18 protein-coding genes are annotated in these 19,143 nt (G+C 67.2%); 12 read left to right on the plus strand and 6 right to left on the minus strand.

The genetic code is table 11. From position 1 onward, the window contains the following. Nucleotides 1-39: 39 nt before the first annotated feature. The 6 genes from Q2100_RS04000 to Q2100_RS04025 form a co-directional block, all read right to left on the minus strand. A complete protein-coding gene (locus Q2100_RS04000) occupies nt 40-375 on the minus strand; it encodes a hemophore-related protein (RefSeq protein ID WP_302912910.1) in 336 nt (111 codons plus the stop codon). A 122-nt stretch (nt 376-497) separates the two neighbouring features. Further along, a complete protein-coding gene (locus tag Q2100_RS04005; protein WP_302912925.1) occupies nt 498-881 on the minus strand; it encodes a hypothetical protein in 384 nt (127 codons plus the stop codon). 137 nt (nt 882-1,018) lie between these two features. Next, nucleotides 1,019-2,383, minus strand: coding sequence for a cytochrome P450 (locus Q2100_RS04010; protein ID WP_302912911.1), 1,365 nt, complete (start codon nt 2,381-2,383; stop codon nt 1,019-1,021). A 46-nt stretch (nt 2,384-2,429) separates the two neighbouring features. Further along, nucleotides 2,430-2,621: a ferredoxin gene (locus Q2100_RS04015; RefSeq protein WP_264015536.1), complete on the minus strand. Its 192-nt coding sequence runs from the start codon at nt 2,619-2,621 to the stop codon at nt 2,430-2,432. 42 nt (nt 2,622-2,663) lie between these two features. Then, nucleotides 2,664-3,524: a mycofactocin-coupled SDR family oxidoreductase gene (locus Q2100_RS04020; protein WP_269893484.1), complete on the minus strand. Its 861-nt coding sequence runs from the start codon at nt 3,522-3,524 to the stop codon at nt 2,664-2,666. Nucleotides 3,525-3,568: 44 nt separating this feature from the next. Continuing rightward, nucleotides 3,569-4,270: an SDR family NAD(P)-dependent oxidoreductase gene (locus Q2100_RS04025; RefSeq protein ID WP_302912912.1), complete on the minus strand. Its 702-nt coding sequence runs from the start codon at nt 4,268-4,270 to the stop codon at nt 3,569-3,571. Between the two features lie 302 nt (nt 4,271-4,572). Here Q2100_RS04025 and Q2100_RS04030 point away from each other — a divergent pair, with 302 nt between their 5' ends. From Q2100_RS04030 to Q2100_RS04085, 12 genes are all read left to right on the plus strand, one after another. Continuing rightward, complete coding sequence (locus Q2100_RS04030; RefSeq protein ID WP_302912913.1) at nt 4,573-6,093, plus strand: aldehyde dehydrogenase family protein; 1,521 nt, start codon at nt 4,573-4,575, stop codon at nt 6,091-6,093. Next, nucleotides 6,090-7,298: a CaiB/BaiF CoA transferase family protein gene (locus Q2100_RS04035; RefSeq protein ID WP_302912914.1), complete on the plus strand. Its 1,209-nt coding sequence runs from the start codon at nt 6,090-6,092 to the stop codon at nt 7,296-7,298. Before Q2100_RS04030 ends, Q2100_RS04035 begins: the two co-directional genes overlap by 4 nt. Before the next feature lie 19 nt (nt 7,299-7,317). Further along, complete coding sequence (locus Q2100_RS04040; RefSeq protein WP_302912915.1) at nt 7,318-8,529, plus strand: OB-fold domain-containing protein; 1,212 nt, start codon at nt 7,318-7,320, stop codon at nt 8,527-8,529. Beyond that, nucleotides 8,526-9,692 carry a thiolase C-terminal domain-containing protein gene (locus tag Q2100_RS04045; protein WP_302912916.1) on the plus strand — a complete coding sequence of 389 codons (1,167 nt, stop codon included), beginning with the start codon at nt 8,526-8,528 and terminating at the stop codon, nt 9,690-9,692. The genes Q2100_RS04040 and Q2100_RS04045 overlap by 4 nt, the downstream gene beginning before the upstream one ends. Continuing rightward, nucleotides 9,685-10,479 carry an MlaE family ABC transporter permease gene (locus tag Q2100_RS04050; RefSeq protein WP_302912917.1) on the plus strand — a complete coding sequence of 265 codons (795 nt, stop codon included), beginning with the start codon at nt 9,685-9,687 and terminating at the stop codon, nt 10,477-10,479. The genes Q2100_RS04045 and Q2100_RS04050 overlap by 8 nt, the downstream gene beginning before the upstream one ends. Before the next feature lie 2 nt (nt 10,480-10,481). Beyond that, nucleotides 10,482-11,339 (plus strand): MlaE family ABC transporter permease, encoded by an 858-nt coding sequence (locus Q2100_RS04055; protein WP_302912918.1) that lies wholly within the window; start codon nt 10,482-10,484, stop codon nt 11,337-11,339. Nucleotides 11,340-11,347: 8 nt separating this feature from the next. After that, nucleotides 11,348-12,559: an MCE family protein gene (locus Q2100_RS04060; RefSeq protein WP_302912919.1), complete on the plus strand. Its 1,212-nt coding sequence runs from the start codon at nt 11,348-11,350 to the stop codon at nt 12,557-12,559. Continuing rightward, the gene (locus Q2100_RS04065) at nt 12,556-13,581 is read left to right on the plus strand and encodes an MCE family protein (protein ID WP_302912920.1); all 1,026 of its coding nucleotides are present in this window, start codon (nt 12,556-12,558) and stop codon (nt 13,579-13,581) included. The genes Q2100_RS04060 and Q2100_RS04065 overlap by 4 nt, the downstream gene beginning before the upstream one ends. Beyond that, entirely contained in the window at nt 13,582-14,685 is a 1,104-nt protein-coding gene (locus Q2100_RS04070) for an MCE family protein (protein ID WP_302912921.1), read from the plus strand. Then, nucleotides 14,669-16,180 carry an MCE family protein gene (locus Q2100_RS04075; protein ID WP_302912922.1) on the plus strand — a complete coding sequence of 504 codons (1,512 nt, stop codon included), beginning with the start codon at nt 14,669-14,671 and terminating at the stop codon, nt 16,178-16,180. The genes Q2100_RS04070 and Q2100_RS04075 overlap by 17 nt, the downstream gene beginning before the upstream one ends. Next, on the plus strand, nt 16,177-17,538 hold the full coding sequence (locus Q2100_RS04080; RefSeq protein WP_302912923.1) for an MCE family protein: 1,362 nt from the start codon (nt 16,177-16,179) through the stop codon (nt 17,536-17,538). Before Q2100_RS04075 ends, Q2100_RS04080 begins: the two co-directional genes overlap by 4 nt. Continuing rightward, on the plus strand, nt 17,538-19,143 hold a 1,606-nt coding region (locus Q2100_RS04085; protein ID WP_302912924.1), incomplete at its 3' end, for an MCE family protein. The genes Q2100_RS04080 and Q2100_RS04085, both read left to right, overlap by 1 nt.

Consider the following 19,143-nt stretch of genomic DNA (forward strand, 5'->3'; position numbering starts at 1 on the left):
GGCCGGTCGCTCATGGCGACCGGCCCCGACGCCGTCACATCAGTAGTTGCTGCAGGATCCGGAGATCTGCACGATGGGGCCCAGGTAGGCCTGAGCCATCGAGCTGCCCTTCAGGAAGTTCACGGTCTGCTGCCGCTGGGCAGGCCCCGACGCCAGGAAGCTGCGCAGCTGCCCCTGGAACCCCGGCGACGAATTCACCTCGGCGGCGAGGTCGGGCCGCTGATCGTTCAGCGCCGCGATCACCTGGTCGTAGCTACACGTCGTGTTCACGACCGCATCCAGATTCGGCTGCGCGGACGCCACTCCGGCCGAGAGGCTCAGGGCGGAGACCGCCAGTCCACCACCGATTGCCGCCAGCACTCTTACACGCTTCATAATCTGCTTCTACCCCGTTCCGACAGGTTGTTGCCCGGTTTCTTTTACAGGCTAACAGCATGTCGTTCCAAGGGTTCTGGTCGTTACAGCGCGACCACCGCCCTGGTACAGCCGCGGTGCGGCTACAGGCGCCGCAGCGCGAACGTCCAGAACTGGGTCCCGGGCGGGCCGTTGAAGCAGCCGACGTCATACCGCGAGTCGATCGTGCCGGCGAGTGTGGCGTCGTCCCAGACGTAGGTCTCGCGGGTCGGGAGATTGTATCCGGGGCAGCGCAGACCGTCCGGGACGTCGACGACCAACGTCCAGCGACCGTCCTTGAGATAGGCCTTGTTCTCGTAGTACTCGTAGAACTTCAACCGCGGCCGCGCGCTGACCTTGGCGCAGTCGGCGCTCTTCTCCGGAACGCAGAAGGACAGGTACCACATCCACGATGCCCGGTCGTAGCGGTTCGTGAGCAGGTCGTAGTTGCCCAGGCGCATCGCGGACGCGGGCGGGGCCGCCACCATCGCGGTCACCGTGAACACGGCGACGGCGAACGCCGCAGCGGCGGTTGAGATGCGGGCACTGACGAGCTTCACTGCTTCTTCCCTCCCGTTCTTCCCCCGGCCCATAGAACCATTTCGCCTTGACCTCGGTGTAGAGATCAGTCGATTACCGCCGGTTCCTTGCGCTCGGTGATGGGTCGGGCGAGCTCCTGCTCGTTGCAGATCCGCTGCAACTTGTCGATCGTCTCGTCCAGGCCGGGGCCCAGCGGTTCGGAGGGGGTGAAGGTCGCCGGCAGGTTGCGCATGCCCTGGATGACGCCGATGGTGTCGTAGTGCACGGCGCCCTCGGGGTCGCACACGTAGTCGGGCATCCGGTCGAGCACCGCGGTCAGCATCGACTTGAACACCGTGCGGGCGACGTTCGAGCCGACACAGCGGTGTACGCCGATACCGAAGCTGAAGTGCCGGTTGCCCTTCCGATCGAGCATGATCTCGTTCGGCTTGTCGAACACCGACGGGTCGCGGTTGGCCATCGCCCAGGACAACCAGAGTCGCTCGTACTTCTTGAACTGCTGGCCCTCGACCTCCACGTCGTCGGCGAAGGTGCGCCCGTCGCCGGGCGCGGGTGTGAAGAACCGGAGGAACTCCTCGGTGGCGGGATGCAGCAGCTTCGTGCGTTCGCGGGACAGCCGCTCGCGTTCATCGGGATGCTCACCGAGCCATTCCAGGGCGTGAGCGGTGAGCGCGGTGGTGGTGTCGAACCCGCCACCGATGATGAGTCCGAGATTCCCGAGGATCTCCATGTCCGGTGCCGGTTCGCCGTCGATGCGCAACTGCACCAGAGCGTTCACCAGGCCCGGCCGCGGGTTCTCGCGGATCTCCATCATGTTGGTGATGAGGTCGATGCCCATCTCCCGGTGCTGCGCGTTGATCTTCTCGCGCTCCGGGGAGTGCTCGGGGGTGTACACCGACGCGTGGGTGGGCTCGCTGTAGACGTTCCACTTCTTCAGCTCGATGCCCATCATCGCGAGCGTGAACACCGCGGGCACCACGTTGGCGAGGTGCTCGACGAAGTCGATGCGGCCCGACGCGATGTGCTCGTCGAGCGCGGCGCGAGTGATCTCGTCGACGAATGGTTCCCAGCGCTTGATCGCGGCAGGGGACAGGTACGGGTTCAGCGCACCGCGGTAGGAGCTGTGCTCCGGCTCGTCCATCTCGAGGATGCCGCCGCGAACGACGGTGGCGCGACTGGCCTTCGGGATCGTGATGCCCTTGAACGGGGTCTCACCGGTGATGTCGTGGTGATTGGACACCACGGGACAGCGGGCCAGTTCGAACACGTGCCTGCTGTCGGCGGCCACCCAGTGCCCGTCGTAGGTGTCGGTCCACGCCATCGGACACCTGGCCTGCATCTCCTCCGTGATCTTCTGGAACTGCAGGCGGTACTCCGGCGTGTGCCGGTCGAAGTGGTACGTGTTCTTCTTGCGGTCGCCGTCCGTCGTGACACCGTCGTCGATGCTCACGTGGTCGTCTCCTCTGCCTGGAGCGGGGCCTGCCGAGTGGTTGGAGTCATTCGATGACGATCGCCTGTTCGGGGCAGGAGTGCGCGGCCTCTGCCACCTGCTCCTCCTGATCGCCCGGAACGTCCTCGCTCACCGGCGACGCGTGGCCGTCGACGTCGTCGAGTTCGAAGGAGTCGGGAGCGATCATCGAGCACAACGTGTGGCCCTGGCAGCGCGTGCCGTCAACTGAGACCTTCACTGCTTTCCTCCAGTCGGCTAACCGTGTTGCGGCGCAACGGAATCAGACGTGGTAGTCGTACCACTTGAGGTAACCGCCCGCGTCGACGCGCAGCTGCATGCCGGTGACGAATCGCGACTCGTCGGAGGCCAGCCACAGCACGGCGTTGGTGATGTCCTCGGGCTCGATGTAGGGCACCGGCATGGCCTGCTGGACCCCGAACGCCAGTTCGGCGTCCGCGCGGGTCGGCTTCTCGAGGTCCGGCCGGAACGACCGGTACATCGGCTCGCTCTGCAGCATGTCGGTGTTGCAGTTGGTCGGGTGGATCACGTTGGCACGGATGCTGCGGACCGCCAGCTCGGTCGCCAGGTCGTGCACGTACTGAGAGATGAGGCGCTTGGAGGTCATGTAGCCCATCCCGCCGGGATCGGCCCCGGGACGGTCCTTCTTAGAGGCGTCCATCAGTGCGGCGGCCGACGCCGTCGCGATGATCGAGGCGCCCTCCTTCAGGTGGGGGAGCGCCACCTGGATGGCGTTGATGGTGCCGACGAAGTTGGTGTTGATGCCGTCGGTCCACGCCTGCATCGCCGGGGCGCCCTTCATCGCGGCGATGCCGGCCTGGGCGACGACGATGTCGAGGTGGCCCAGTTCGGCAACCCCGTTGTCGAGCGCCGCCTTGAGCGCGGCCGCGTCACGCACGTCGGCCTGGGCGATGACCGCCTTACGGCCCGCCTTCTCGACGTACTGTGCGGTCTCCTCGAGGTCCTCCGGCCTGGCCAGGGGGTACCCGACGGTGTCGATGTCGGCGCAGATGTCGACGGCGATGATGTCGGCGCCTTCCTCGGCCAGCCGGATGGCGTGGCTGCGGCCCTGACCGCGCGCTGCACCGGTGATGAAAGCGACCTTGCCCTCAACGCGTCCCACAGTGGTGTCCTTTCGTTTCTTGGTCGATGTCCGGCCGAGGCGGTTCAGGTGTTCCGGCCGCCGTTGACGCCCAGGATCTGGCCGGTGATGTAACCGGCCTCCTCGGAGATGAGGAAGGCGCACGCCGCGGCGATGTCCTCGGGCCGGCCCATCCGCCGCACCGGCGTGGCCGCGATGGTCTGGTCGAGGTCGCCGAGGAACCCCTTCTCGGCCGCCGCCCGCATCATCGGGGTGTCGATGAAGCCCGGCGGCACGGCGTTGACCGTGATTCCGGCCGGGCCGTACTCGAGCGCCAGCGTCTTCGTCAGCCCGTTGACCGCCGATTTGGCCGCCACGTAGGGCGCCATGTACGGGGCGCCCGAATGGGTGCTCGAGGACGAGATGTTGACGATGCGACCCCAGCCGGCCTCGATCATGTCGGGCAGCACGGCCTGGACGCAGTGGAAGACGCCGTTGAGGTTGACGTCGATCACGCGCTGCCAGCGCTCGAAGGTGACGTCGTGGAACTTCTTGAAGCTGTCCAGGCCGGCGCCGTTGACCAGGATCGCGATCGGGCCGAGCTTGGCGCGCACCGCGGTCAGGGCGTCGTCGACCTGACCGCGGTCGGTGACGTCGGCGGCGAAGGCGAATTCGTCGTCGCCGGGGTTCAGATCGAGGATCGCGACGTGATGGCCGTCGGCGCGCAGGCGGGCGACGATGGCGGCGCCGATACCGGAGCCGCCTCCGGTGACCACGGCATTCTTCACGCGGGGAACCTCGCTGCGGTGGCCTCAGCGCAGGTGTGCCCGGCGGCCCTCGAGGAGGCGGCCGGGTCGATCACGGTCGTCGCAGACGTCAAGAATCTTCCTTCCGATTATGAGAACCGTACTCTCGGGGGTGGCGATTCTGCAAGATTCGAAACGCCGCGGTCAAGGCGTCCTATGCTGCTCACCCGGCACCGTAAGCCTACGACTAGCCGGTCTACGCAACCTTGAGTTCTCACTGGGTGAATGTATGATTCGCCCTCGATGAGAATGAAATTTCCATCACATGTGCCGCTAGGAGGATGATGCAGGAAACGCCGACCATCTCGGAAGACGTCCCGGGGGCCGACTCCATCGCCCCGCACGGTGCCGGGACGTCCGAACACAAGGCCGACCGGAGACTGCTGATCGACGGGCGCCTGGTCGAGACCGAGCGGACGTTTCCCTCTCTCAATCCGGCCACCGGCGAGGTGCTCGGTCACGCGCCGGACGCCACGGTGGCCGATGCCCGCGCCGCGGTCGACGCGGCCCGGCGGGCGTTCGACGAGTCCGGCTGGGCGACCGACGTCGCGCTGCGGGTGCGCTGCCTCGAACAGCTGCACAGCACGTTGGTCGAGCACCGCGACGAACTCGCCGCCCTGACCATCGCGGAGGTGGGCGCCACCGAGTCGCTGTGCCAGGGCGCGCAGCTGGACCAGCCGATCGGGATCGTGCGCTACTACGCGGATCTGCTGAAGAGCTATCCGATGACCGAGGACCTCGGCAACATCGAGAGCCGCGGTATGCAGCACCACCGGTGGGTCGAGAAGGAAGCCGCGGGCGTCGTCGCCGCGATCATCGCCTACAACTACCCCAACCAGCTGGCGCTGGCGAAGCTGGCGCCCGCGCTGGCCGCCGGCTGCACCGTTGTGCTGAAGTCGGCGCCGGACACCCCGCTGATCACCCTCGCCCTCGGTGAGCTGATCGCCGAGCACACCGACATCCCGGCCGGCGTCGTCAACGTGCTCTCCGGCGCCGATCCCGAGGTCGGCGCGGTGCTGACGACCAGCCCGGACGTGGACATGGTCACCTTCACCGGATCGACGCCGACCGGCCGCCGGATCATGGCCGCCGCCAGCGAGACGCTCAAGAAGGTGTTCCTCGAACTCGGCGGGAAGTCGGCCGCGATCGTGCTCGACGACGCCGACTTCAGCATGGCCGCGCTGTTCTCCGCGTTCAGCATGGTGACGCACGCCGGCCAGGGCTGCGCGCTCACGTCGCGACTGCTCGTGCCGGAGGCCCACAAGGACGAGATCGTCGAGCTGATCAAGAACAACTTCGGGCACGTGCGCTTCGGAAATCCAGTCGACCCGTCCGTTTACATGGGTCCTCTGATCAGCGAGAAGCAGCGCGACAAGGTCGACGGCATGGTGCAGCGCGCAGTGCAGGCCGGCGCCACCCTGGTCACCGGCGGCGAGAAGGTCGACCCCGGCTACTTCTATAAGCCGACGCTGCTCGCCGACGTGCACCCGGACAGCGAGATCGCCCAGGATGAGGTGTTCGGACCGGTGCTCGTGGTGATCACCTATTCCGACGACGACGACGCGGTGCGGATCGCCAACAACTCCATCTACGGGTTGTCGGGCGCCGTGTTCGGCAGCGAGGAGCGCGCGCTGGCGCTCGCCCGGCGTATCCGCACCGGCACCTTCTCGATCAACGGCGGCAACTACTTCAACCCCGACACGCCCTTCGGCGGATTCAAGCAGTCCGGCATCGGCCGCGAGATGGGCACCGCGGGGCTCGAGGAGTTCCTCGAGACCAAGACCTTCGCGCGGGTGCTGTCGTGACCGGGCCACTCGAGGGCATCCGGGTGCTCGAGGTCGCGATGTACGGCTTCGTGCCGTCGGCGGGTGCGGTGCTCGGCGAATGGGGCGCCGACGTGATCAAGGTCGAGCATGCGGTGACGGGGGACCCGCAGCGCGGCCTGAGGCAGACCGGGTTGTTGCGGGTCGAGGGCGACCCGAATCCCAATATCGAGCACGCCAACCGGGGTAAACGCAGCATCGGACTGGACATGTCGGTGCCCGAGGGCAGGGACGTGCTGCTCGAGCTGGCCCGCCGGGCCGATGTGTTCCTCACCAGCTTCCTGCCGGGGCACCGTAAGAAATTCGGTATCGATATCGACGACATCCGTGCCGTCAACCCCGACATCATCTATGCAAGAGGCAGCGCGTTGGGGCCGCGCGGCGAGGAAGCGGTGAAGGGGGGCTATGACATGACGGCCTTCTGGTGCCGTGCAGGCACGGCGCGCACCATCACCCCTCCCGACATGCCCGGCATGATCGGACCGCCCGGGCCCGCCTACGGCGACACCATCTCCGGCACCAATCTCGCAGGCGGTATCGCCGCAGCGCTGCTGAAGCGCGAGCGCACCGGCGAACCCTCGGTCGTGGACGTCTCGCTGCTGGGCAGTGGCCTGTGGTCGATGGGGCACACCGTGGCATTGACCAACCATCTCGGCGAACGCATGGAGGCCTTCCCACCCGGCGTGCACGGTTCGCCCATCAACCCGCTCGTCGGGCTGTACCCCACCGCCGACGACCGCTACATCTCGTTCGTGATGATGCAGCCCACGAAGTTCTGGGCCGACGTGTGCCGGCACATGGACCTCACGGAGCTCGCCGACGACCCGCGGTTCGCCACGGCGGAGTCGATCGCCGAGAACACCGCAGCGGCCAACGAGATCCTCACCGAGGCGATGAAGAAGCGGCCCCTGGTCGAGTGGAGCGAGCGGTTCTCCACGCTCGCCGGGCCGTGGGCGCCCGTGCAGGACACGCTGCAGGCCGCCCAGGATGCGCAGGTCAGGGCCAACGAATACATGGTGCAGGCCGGCGAGCTCGAACTGGTCGCCAACCCGGTGCAGTTCGACGTCGCCGCACCGCGGACCGGCCCGGCGCCGGGGTTCGCCGAGCAGACCGACGACATCCTGGTCGAGCTCGGCCTGGATTGGGACCGCATCATCGAGCTCAAGACCGCCGGCGCCGTCACCTAGAAAGGTCGCTCAACAGCCCATGCCACACATCGCATCCATCGGGACCTACCTCCCGTGCTGGGGAACACCCCGGCACCGGGTGGCGGGCGACGACGAGGATGCGATCACGATGGCGGTCGAAGCCGGCCGCGCGGCGCTGGACGCCGGTGGAGCGGTCGAGCGGGTGGTGCTGGTCAGCCGTGACCTGCCGCCGGTGGAGAGCAGCAACGCCGCGGTGCTGCTGGCCGGCCTCGGACTGGACCCGGAGCTCGAGGTCGACGAGCGGTTGGGCGGGGCTCCCGCCACGCTCGACGCGGTGAGCTCGGCACGGCCCCGCTCGCTGATCATCGGCGTCGACCTGGATCCCGCGGGCGCCGCGGCGATCCTGACCGCCGACCACGGCAGGAAGGTGCGCACCGCTGCCCGGGTGGCCCGCAGCCTGCCCGTCCGCACCCGCAACGCGATCGGGGTGGTGCACGACTACGGAGATCCGCGGCTGCTGCACGAGCGGGGCTTGCTGGCATCGCTGTCGGCAGCGTGGTTGGACACGCCCGTCGCGGTCGCCGGCGTGGAGTACGACAAGGTGACGGAGCTGTGTGCGGGCACGCCGCCACATATGCCGACTTATGGAGCAAGTGCCGGATTATTCGCGCTCGCAAGCCTTACCGAGTCCGATACCATTGGCCCCTTGGTTGCGGTCGAGCAGGCAAGTCTTTCCGGGATCACGGTCGCAGGCGGCGAGGCTCAGGTGAATCGACGAGAACCGGCGGCACGTCCGTTGCCGGACGGCGCCGTCACCCCCGGCGCGGATCTGCCGATCTCGCTGGCCGCCTACGAACGCGCCTTCGAAGCCAAAGTTCGTTGGGAAGCAGGCAGATACGCCGGCAGCGAACAGCTCGACTTCCCGCCGCGGTACCGGGTCGGAGAGGACTGCTCGCTGAGCACCGACTACGAGCTGGTTCCGTTGCCGAAGACGGGAACCGTCTACACCGAAGCGACCGTGCGGATTCCGGTGCCCGGCCTGCGGTCGCCGTACTCCCTGGTGATCGTCGAGCTCGACGGGGTGGCGGTGCGTGCGTTGGTGAAGGTGACCGGCGCGGCCCCGGGTTCGGTGGACATCGGTGACCGTGGCCGGCTGGCGCTGCGCCGGATCGCCGTGCGCTCCGGTGTGCCCGACTACGGGTATGCCTTCGAACCCGACGCGGCATCGTCGCGCGAGTCGCTGTGCGACCGCTCCGCGGGTGCGGCATGAGGAAGGTCGCCGTCGTCGGCGCCGGAATGACGCCGTTCGCCGAGCATTTCGCCTTCGGTATCAAGGATCTCCTGGCGATGGCGTTCGCCGACTGTGCCGCCAGTGTCGACAAGGGCATGTCCAAGGCCGACCTCGACGCCGCCTGGTTCGGCGCGATGGGAACGACGGACGGTTTCCCGTCCGGCATCCTCGCCGACACCCTCGATCTGCACGAACTGCCCGTCACGCACATCGAGAACTCCTGTGCCACCGGTAATGACGCCGTGCGCAACGCCCTGTACGGTGTCGCCTCGGGTGCGGCCGACGTCGCACTGGTGATGGGTGCGGACAAGCTGCGCGAGGTCGCGACCAAGGACATGCTGTGGGGCTGGGAGGCGATGACTCGCGACATGGCGTGGGACCACCCGCTCGGTCTCGTCGCGCCCGCCGGATTTGCCCTGCACGTCCGGCGCTACCTGCACGAGTCACCGGCGACGCGCGAGCACCTCGCGATGATCGCCGTCAAGAACCACCGGCACGCCGTGGACAATCCCAAGGCCCGGTTGCGCTTCGAGATCACCGTCGAGCAGGCGATGTCCGCGCCGATGGTGGTCGACCCGTTCGGCGTCTACGACTGCGCGCCGCAGAGCGACGGAGCCGCCGCCCTCGTGCTGGCGGCCGAGGACGTGGTGGACCGGTTCACCGACCGGCCGGTGTGGATCCGCGGGGTCGGACTCGGGCTCGATTCCGTGATGTACCCCCATAAACCGGACATGACCACATTCCCCGCGACGGTGCGGGCGGCCAAGCGGGCGTTCGGAATGGCGGGACTCTCACCGGCCGACGTGGACGTCGCCGAGGTGCACGACTACTTCACCGGCATCGAACTGATCAGCTACGAAGACCTCGGGTTCGCCGACCGCTTCGAGGCCCACAAGCTCGTCGAGACCGAGACGACCACCGTCGGGGGAGCATTGCCGGTCAATCCGAGCGGTGGACTCAAGGCGAAGGGACATCCGCCGGGAGCAACCGGCGTCGCGCAGTGCGTCGAGATCTTCGGTCAGTTGCGCGGGGAGGCGGTCAATCAGGTGGACGGTGCACGGATAGGGTTGGCGCACAATATCGGTGGCCCGACAGCGGTGTCGGCGGTCACCATTCTGGAAGGACCCGGATCCGATGGCTGAACGGTGGACGACAGGGGTGAACCTGGGTCGGGCGTCGGCGCCGATGCAGGCAGTCGGGGGACTGTTCGCGATGTTCGCCGATGCGATCCGGTTCATCTTCCGCAGGCCGTTCCAGTGGCGCGAGTTCTTCGAGCAGTCGTGGTTCGTCGCCCGCGTGTCGCTGGCGCCCACACTGCTGGTGGCGATCCCGTTCACCACCCTGGTGTCGTTCACGCTGAACATCCTGCTGCGCGAACTGGGTGCGGCGGATCTGTCGGGAGCGGGTGCGGCATTCGGTGCGGTGACGCAGCTGGGCCCGCTGGTGACGGTGCTGATCGTGGCCGGCGCCGGAGCGACGGCGATGTGCGCCGACCTGGGCTCGCGCACGATCCGCGAGGAGATCGAGGCGATGGAGGTGCTGGGCATCAACCCGGTTCAGCGACTGGTCACGCCGCGCATGCTGGCCTCGGGTCTGGTCGCGCTGCTGCTCAACAGCCTGGTGGTGATCATCGGCATCCTCGGCGGCTACGTGTTCTCGGTGTTCGTCCAGGACGTCAACCCCGGGGCCTTCGCCGCCGGGATCACGCTGCTGACCGGGGTGCCCGAGGTGATCATCTCGTGTGTCAAGGCCGCGCTGTTCGGCTTGATCGCCGGCATGGTCGCCTGCTACCGCGGCCTGACGATCACCGGCGGCGGCGCCAAGGCAGTCGGCAATGCGGTCAACGAGACGGTGGTGTACGCGTTCATGGCGCTGTTTGTGATCAACGTGGTAGTCACCGCCATCGGCATCCAGATGACGACGGGCTAGACATGGGAACCCTGACCACGCTGCGGGCCACGTATCCGCGCATCGCCAAGCAGTTCAGCCGGCCGGTGGGAACGCTGAGCCGCATCGGCGACCACACCATGTTCTACGGCCGGGCGCTGGCGGGCACGCCGCACGCGACGGTGCACTTCCGCAAGGAAATCATCCGGCTGATCGCCGAGATCTCCATGGGTGCAGGCACGTTGGCGATGATCGGCGGCACCGTGGTGATCGTCGGATTCCTGACGCTGGCCACCGGCGGCGTGCTGGCGATCCAGGGCTACAGCTCGCTGGGCAACATCGGCATCGAGGCGCTGACGGGCTTCCTGGCGGCATTCATCAACGTGCGCATCGCCGCACCGGTGGTGGCCGGGATCGGCCTCGCCGCCACCTTCGGCGCCGGGGTCACCGCGCAGCTCGGCGCCATGCGCATCAACGAGGAGATCGACGCGCTCGAGTCGATGGGCATCCGTCCGGTCGAGTACCTGGTGAGCACCCGGATCGTGGCCGGGATGGTTGCGGTGACACCGCTGTACGCGATCGCGGTGATCCTGTCGTTCGTGGCCAGCCAGTTCACCACGGTGATGCTGCTCGGGCAGTCCGGCGGGCTGTACTCGCACTACTTCGACACGTTCCTCAACCCGATAGACCTGTTGTGGTCATTCCTTCAGGCCATTTTGATGGCGATCTCGATCCTGCTGGTGCACACTTACTTCGGCTATTTCGCGTCGGGGGGGCCGTCGGGGGTGGGTAACGCCGTGGGCAATGCCGTGCGCACCTCGCTCATCGTCGTGGTGTCGGTGACCCTGCTGGTGTCCCTGTCGGTCTACGGTTCCAACGGCAACTTCAACCTGTCGGGTTAGGGGGGATCATGGCGCAGAGCAACACCGGCGGCCGGAACTACGCCGCCCTTGCCGGCCTGGGCACCCTGGTGGTGTTCGGGCTCGTCATCGCCCTGGCGATCGGCCTGTTCCGTGGCAGTTTCACCAGCACCGTCCCGGTGACGGTGGTGGCCGACCGTGCCGGCCTGGTGATGAACCCCGAGGCCCGGGTGAAGATGCGCGGCGTCCAGGTCGGCCAGGTGTCCTCGATCGAGGAACGCGCCGACGGCAAGGCCGTGCTGCACCTGGCGATGAATCCCGAACAGCTGAAGCTGATCCCATCGAACGTACGCGTCGACATCGCCTCCACCACCGTGTTCGGCGCCAAGTTCGTGGAGATGGTGCCGCCGCCCGATCCGGAGCCGACCCGACTGGCGGCGGGACAGGTCATCGAGAACCGGCACGTCACCGTCGAGGTGAACACGGTGTTCCAGCAGTTGGTGAACGTGCTGGACAAGATCGATCCGGCGAAACTCAATGAGACGCTTGGCGCGATCTCGTCGGCGTTCAATGGACGCGGCGAGCAGTTCGGCAAGACCCTCGTCGACTTCAACGCACTGCTCGCCGAGCTCGAGCCGAGCCTGTCGAACCTGTCGCGCGACATGGAGGCCCTGAGGCCCACCCTGACCGCATACGCCGATGCGACTCCGGATCTGCTGTCGACCATCCAGAGCACCACGTCGGTGAGCAATTCGATCGTCGACCAGCAGCAGAACCTGGACGCCTTCCTGGTCAGCAGCATCGGTCTGGCGGACCTCGGCAACGAGGTGGTGGGCGGCAACCAGCAGGCGCTGACCGACGTTCTCCGCGAGTTGGTGCCGACATCGGAACTGCTCAACAAGTATCGCGAGTCGATCTGGTGTGGCGTCGGCGGCCTCATCCCGTTCGCGAAATCCCCGCCGCAGTACTCGGGCATCCTCGTCAACGCCGGCCTGACCCTCGGTGTCGAGCGCTACCGCTACCCCGGTGACCTGCCGAAGGTGGCGGCGTCCAGCGGCGGCGCCGACTTCTGCGAGGAACTCGGTCTGCCCGAGCAGCCGGCGGAGTTCCGGCCGCCGTTCATCGTCGGCGACGTCGGGTCGAACCCCGCGCAGTACGGCAACTCCGGCATCCTGCTGAACTCCGAGGGGCTCAAGAACTGGCTCTACGGGCCGCTCGACGGTCCGCCCCGCAACAGCGCACAGATCGGTATGCCGGGATGACGAGTTCCGTCTCGACCTTCGTCAAGCTGATGATCTTCGCGATCATCTCGGTGCTGCTGACCGCGTTCGTGTTCCTGGTCTTCAGCGACACCAGAACCGGTGCGAGCAGCGAGTATTCGGCCGTCTTCACCGACGCCTCGCGACTGAAGCCGGGCGACACGGTCAGGATCGCCGGTATCCGCATCGGCACAGTCAACGACGTCGAACTCCAGCCCGATCGCAAGGTGCTGGTGACCTTCGAAGCCGATCGCAGCACGCAGCTGACCACCGGGACGAAGGTCGCGATCCGGTATCTCAACCTGGTGGGGGACCGCTACGTCGAGCTCATCGACACGCCGGATTCGACGAAGATCCTGCCGGTCGGATCGCAGATCCCCGAGGAGCGCACCGCGCCTGCCCTCGATCTGGATCTGCTGCTGGGCGGGCTCAAACCGGTCATCCAGGGCCTGAACCCCCAGGACGTCAACGCGCTCACCGGCTCACTGGTCCAGATACTGCAGGGGCAGGGTGGCACGCTGGAATCGCTGTTCAGCAGGACCTCGTCGTTCAGCAACTCGCTGGCCGACAACAACCAGGTGATCGAGCAGTTGATCGACGAACTGCGCACGGTGCTGGACACGCTGTCCAAGGACGGTGACGAGTTCTCCGGAGCGATCGACAAGCTCGAGCAGCTGATCTCCGGGCTCTCCCAGGACCGCGACCCCATCGGCACGGCCATCGAGTCGCTGGACAACGGAACCACCTCACTGGCCGACCTGCTCGGTCGCGCCCGGTCGCCGCTGGCAGGCACCGTGGACCAGTTGCACCGGCTGGCTCCGGTGCTCAACACCGACCTGGAGCGCCTCGAGGCCACGATCCAGCGGCTCCCCGAGATCTATCGCAAGCTCGCGCGCGTCGGGTCGTACGGGGCGTTCTTCCCGTACTACATCTGCGGTGTCACCTTCCGCGCCAGTGATCTGGAGGGCCGCACGGTGGTGTTCCCCTGGATCAAACAAGAGACCGGAAGGTGTGTGGACGAGTAGATGCTCAAATATCGCGGCCCTCAGCTCGTCCGGGCAGGCTTCATCGGCGTGGCCGTCATCGTCCTCGTCATCGTCGTCGGACTGCAGCCCGAACGACTGATCTCGTGGGCAACCGCGCTGCGCTACCAGGCACTCTTCACCGAGGCCGGTGGGCTGGTGAGCGGCAACGACGTGACCGTGTCGGGGATCAAGGTCGGGTCGGTGTCATCGATCGAACTCGACAACGGCGACGCCCTGGTCAAGTTCACGATCAGCAGCAAGTACGCGCTGGGTTCGGACAGCACCGCCCACATCCGCACCGGCAGCCTGCTCGGTGAGCGCGTGCTGACGCTGGAATCCGAAGGCAGCGGCACGCTGTCGACCGACCAGGTCATCCCGACCAGCCGGACCACCTCGCCATACTCGTTGACCGACGCGGTCAGTGAGCTGACCGCCAATACCCGGGACACCAACACCCAGGCGCTCAACCAGTCGCTCGACACACTCGCGCAGACGCTTGATCAGGTGTCACCACAGCTCGGGCCCACCTTCGACGGACTCTCGCGGGTGTCGGAGTCGCTCAACAACCGCAACGAGAGCCTGACCGAACTGCTGCGTACAGCAGGCGATGTCACGCAGATCTTCTCCGAGCGCAGCAGTCAGGTGAACGCGCTCATCCTCAACGCCAACGACCTGCTGGCGGTGCTCGACGAACGTCGTTATGCCATCACCAGCCTGCTGGCGAGCATCTCCGCGGTGTCCCGGCAGCTGACCGGGGTGGTGGCCGACAACGAGAATGAACTGCGCCCGACGCTCGAGCAGTTGAACAGTGTCACCGCGATGCTGGAGAGAAACCGCGACAGCCTGGCCAAGATGCTGCCCGGCGCCGCGAAATACTATTTGACCCAAGGTGAGATCGTCTCCAACGGCGCGTACTACAACGCGTTCGTGCCCAACCTGATCTTCGGCCAGCTGCTGCAGCCGTTCCTCGACTACGCGTTCGGGTTCCGTCGCGGTGTGAACGCCGGGCAGCCGCCGGACGCGGTGGGACCGCGCGCCGAGCTCCCGTTCCCCGTCAACGGCATTCCCCAGCCAGGAGATCTCCCCGATGATGGCAACCCGTAAGCGCCTCGCGGCCTGGACCGCGATCCTGCTGGCCGTCGTCCTGGTGGCCGGCGGAGGTTATCTCGTGAAGCAGGCGTTCTTCGGCCCCACGACCATCAATGCGTATTTCTCGACGGCCACCGCCATCTATGCCGGGGACGAGGTGCGTGTCGCCGGGGTGAAGGTCGGCACGATCGAGGCGATCACCCCGGAGGGCACCCAGACCAAGATCACCATGGAGATCGACCGCAGCGTCCCGGTACCTGAGGGCGCGAAAGCGGTGATCGTCGCCCAGAACCTGGTCGCCGCGCGGTATGTGCAACTCACGCCCGCCTATCGCGAGGGCGACGGGCCGACCATGCGGGACGGCGGCTCGATACCGCAGAGCCAGACCGCGGTCCCGGTGGAGTGGGACGAGGTGAAGGACCAGCTGATGCGCCTGGCCACCGAGTTGGGGCCGGACAAGGGCGTCGACGGCACTTCGGTCTCCCGGTTCATCGACAGCGCGGCCAACGCGCTCGACGGCAACGGCGAGAAGCTGCGCTCGACCCTGTCCCAGTTGTCCGGCGCTGCAAGGATCTTCGCCGAAGGCAGCGGCAACATCGTCGACATCGTCAAGAACCTGCAGATCTTCGTCACCGCGATGCGGGACAGCAAGCAGCAGATCGTCCAGTTCCAGAACCGGCTGGCGAGTCTGACCAGCGTCCTCGACGACAACAGATCCGATCTCGATGCGGCGCTGTCGGACCTGTCGGTCGCCATCGGTGAGGTGCAGCGCTTCGTGGCAGGCAGTCGGAACCAGACCTCCGAGCAGGTGCAGCGGCTGGCGAATGTGACCCAGGTGCTGGTGGACAACCGGTTGGCGCTGGAGAACGTGCTGCACATCACGCCGAACGCGATCGCGAACTTCGAGAACATCTACTACCCGAACAGCGGTGCAGTCACCGGCGCGTTCGCCTTCAACAACTTCTCCAACCCGGTGCAGATCATCTGCGGCATGATCGGCGCCGTCGCCAACGTCAGTGCGCCCGAGACCGCCAAACTCTGCGCGCAGTACCTCGGGCCTGCGGCGCGGCTGTTGAACTTCAACAACATCCCGTTGCCGATCAATGCCTATCTGCGGCCGGCGATCGATCCGAAGCGGATGATCTACACCGATCCGAAGCTGGCGCCCGGCGGAGCCGGACCCGGCGACCCGCCAGAACCGAGGCCGACAGTGTCCGCCTACACCGGCGCAGGCGACATCCCGCCGCCCCCGGGCTGGGGTGCACCGCCGGGACCGCCGGGGATCTACCAGCCCGACCGCGACGCACCGGCCATTCCGTCTCCGGCGCTGTACCCGGGTGCACCCATACCGGCGCCGCCGACCATCATCTCGAACATCCCGGTGCAGTCACCGTCGGTCGACGCGATGCTGCTGCCTGCGGCCCCGCCGGGCTCGTCGGTCGACGACGCCGCTCCGGAGCCACCGCCGAACACGCCACTGCTGCCCGCGGAAGGAAACCCGCCATCATGACCCGGCATGTTCCGATGCGGCGAGCCGCCATCGCATCCTGTGCGGTGCTGACGCTGTCCGGGTGCTCGTTCCAGGGTGTCAACTCGCTGCCGTTGCCCGGTGCCGAGGGCCGCGGGCCGGATTCCGTCTCCTATCAGGTGGAGGTGCCGAATGTCGGCACGCTCGAGTCGAATTCACCGGTACTGATCGACGACGTCGTAGTGGGCAGCGTCGGGAAGATGACGGTCAAGAACTGGCATGCCGACGTCGAGATCTCGGTGAAGCCCGACGTGGTGGTGCCCGCCAACGCGGTGGCCACCGTGGGACAGACCAGCCTGCTCGGCTCGATGCACCTCGCTCTGAACACCCCACTGGGTGAGAGCCCGCAGGGACGGCTGCAGCCCGGTACCACCATCCCGCTCACCGACTCGTCGACCTATCCCTCCACCGAGCGCACGCTGTCGTCGCTGGCCGCGGTCGTCAACGGAGGCGGGCTGGGACAGATCGGCGACGTGATCCACAACGCCAGCCGCGCGCTGTCCGGACGCGAACCGGAGATCCGCGAATTGCTCACCCGCCTCGACGACTTCGTCGGTGTGCTCGACGAGCAGCGGGACAACATCATCGCGTCGATACAGCAGCTGAACCGGCTGGCCAGCCGGTTCGCCGGACAGCGTGACGTCATCGACCGTGCGCTCAAGGACATTCCGCCCGCCCTCGACGTGCTGATCAACGAGCGGCCCACGTTGACCACGGCCCTGGAGAAGCTGGGTACGTTCAGCGACACCGCGACCACCCTGGTGAACAATGCCGGGGACGATCTGGTGACCAACCTGCAGAACCTCGAGCCCGCCTTGCAGAGAATCGCCGACATCGGACCGGACCTGAACCTCGCACTGCTGTGGGCCACCGCATTCCCGTACGGGCCGACCTTCGCCGACCGGATCACCAAGGGCGACTACATCAACCTGTACGCCACCTTCGACCTGACCTACCCGAAGTTCAAGCGGTCGCTGCTGCTCGGTACCCGCTGGGAGGACCAGGAGGCGAAGCTCATCCCCGCCCCGGGCGACCCGTACTACCTGAACTATTCCTACGACCCGATGGCCATCGGTGTGGCGCCGCCGCAGCGGGATTCACCGGACGCACCTGCGGCCCCTGCCGGTGAGGTGGGTGAGGTGGCACCCATGCCCGCCGTGGCAGAACCGCTGCTCCCCATCACGCCGCCGCCCGCCGCGAATCCCTGGGCCCCCGCGGCGCAGAGCATCCCGCCGGGACAGATCTTCGCGGGGCCGTTCGGCGCCGCGGCGCCGCCACCTCCGCCTCCAGCGGTTCCGGCGCCGGCCGAAGCCGTCCCGCCGACCTCGGAAGGTGGCTGATGCTCACCCGCTTCGTTCGGACGCAGCTGATCATCTTCACCATCGCCTCGGTGGTGGGGGTGGGGGTGATGGTGTTCGCCTACATGCAGGTGCCGACCCTGCTCGGAATCGGCCGCCTGGCCGTGACCCTCGAACTACCGGCCGGTGGTGGCCTCTACCAGTTCAGCAACGTGACCTACCGCGGCGTCCAGGTGGGCAAGGTGACATCGGTGAATCTGACCGAGAACGGCGCCGAGGCGATTCTCTCGTTGGATACGTCGCCGAAGATCCCCGCCGATCTGGAGGCAGAGGTGCGCAGCGTGTCGGCCGTCGGCGAGCAGTATGTCGACCTACGGCCCCGGACCGACTCCGGCCCTTACCTGACCGACGGATCGCGGATCTCGGTGCGCGACGCCACGATCCCGCAGCCCGTCGGACCGGTCCTGGACGAGCTCAGCTCGCTGGTCGAATCCATCCCGGGAGACCGCATCGCCGACCTCCTCGACGAGGCGTTCAAGGCCTTCAACGGAGCGGGTCCGGACTTCCAGTCCCTGCTCGACTCGGCGGCCAAACTGTCGACAGATGTGCGCGGCGCCTCCGGGGAGGCGCGCACGCTGGTCGACGATGCCAAGCCGCTGCTCGAATCCCAGGCGGAGACCACGGATTCCATCCGGACATGGGCTCGCAGTCTGGCCGGCGTCACCGCTCAACTCGAGCAGAACGACCCGGAGATCCGCACCACGCTGGAGCGCGGCCCAGGCTTCGCCCAGGAGGTCAGCGCACTGCTCGAGCAGGTGAAGCCGACCCTGCCGACCCTGCTGGCCAACCTCACCACGGTGGGACAGGTGCTGGTCACCTACAACCGGTCGCTCGAACAGCTGATCGTGATGTTCCCGGGAATCATCGCGGCACAGCAGTCATTCGGCCTACCCAACAAGAATCCCACCGGCCTGCCGTTCGCCGACTTCGCGCTGACGATCAGCGACCCGCCGCCCTGCACCGTCGGCTTCCTGCCGCCGTCGCAGTGGCGTTCCCCGGAGGACGAGACGTCGATCGACACGCCGGACGGTCTGTACTGCAAACTGCCGCAGGATTCCCCGATCAACGTCCGTGGTGCGCGCAACTACCCGTGCCAGGGCAAGCCTGGCAAGCGCGCCCCGACGGTCGAACTGTGCAACGACCCGCGAGGATTCGTGCCACAGGTGATTCGCCAGCACTACACGGGGCCGTATGCGTTCGATCCCAACCTGATCAAGAACGGGCTGCCCCCGCACGACATCGTGGACTTCAACGAGCGGATCTACGCGCCGGTGCAGGGGACACCGTTGCCGCCGGGCGCGGCACCGTCGGGAACGCCTCCCGGCGCGTTCACCCCGCAGCCGCCACCGGGCGCATCGCCACCGGATGCGGCGCCCGCACCCATGGCGCCCGCGCAACCCGCGCTGCCGCAGGCCCCGGTGCCGCCGCCGCCACCGGCAGGCAACTCGCTCAACGGAACTCCGCTCGCGCCGCCGCCGGACGCACCGTCGCCGCCGGCACTTCTGCCCGCGGACGGGGCGGTGCCGGCCACCCCGAGTGCGTTCGACGGTGACGGGCCCGCGGTGGCGTTCCAGCGCTACGACCCGC

The sequence above is a fragment of the Mycolicibacterium arseniciresistens genome, assembly GCF_030519285.1.
GTDB classification, from domain to species: Bacteria; Actinomycetota; Actinomycetes; order Mycobacteriales; family Mycobacteriaceae; genus Mycobacterium; species Mycobacterium arseniciresistens.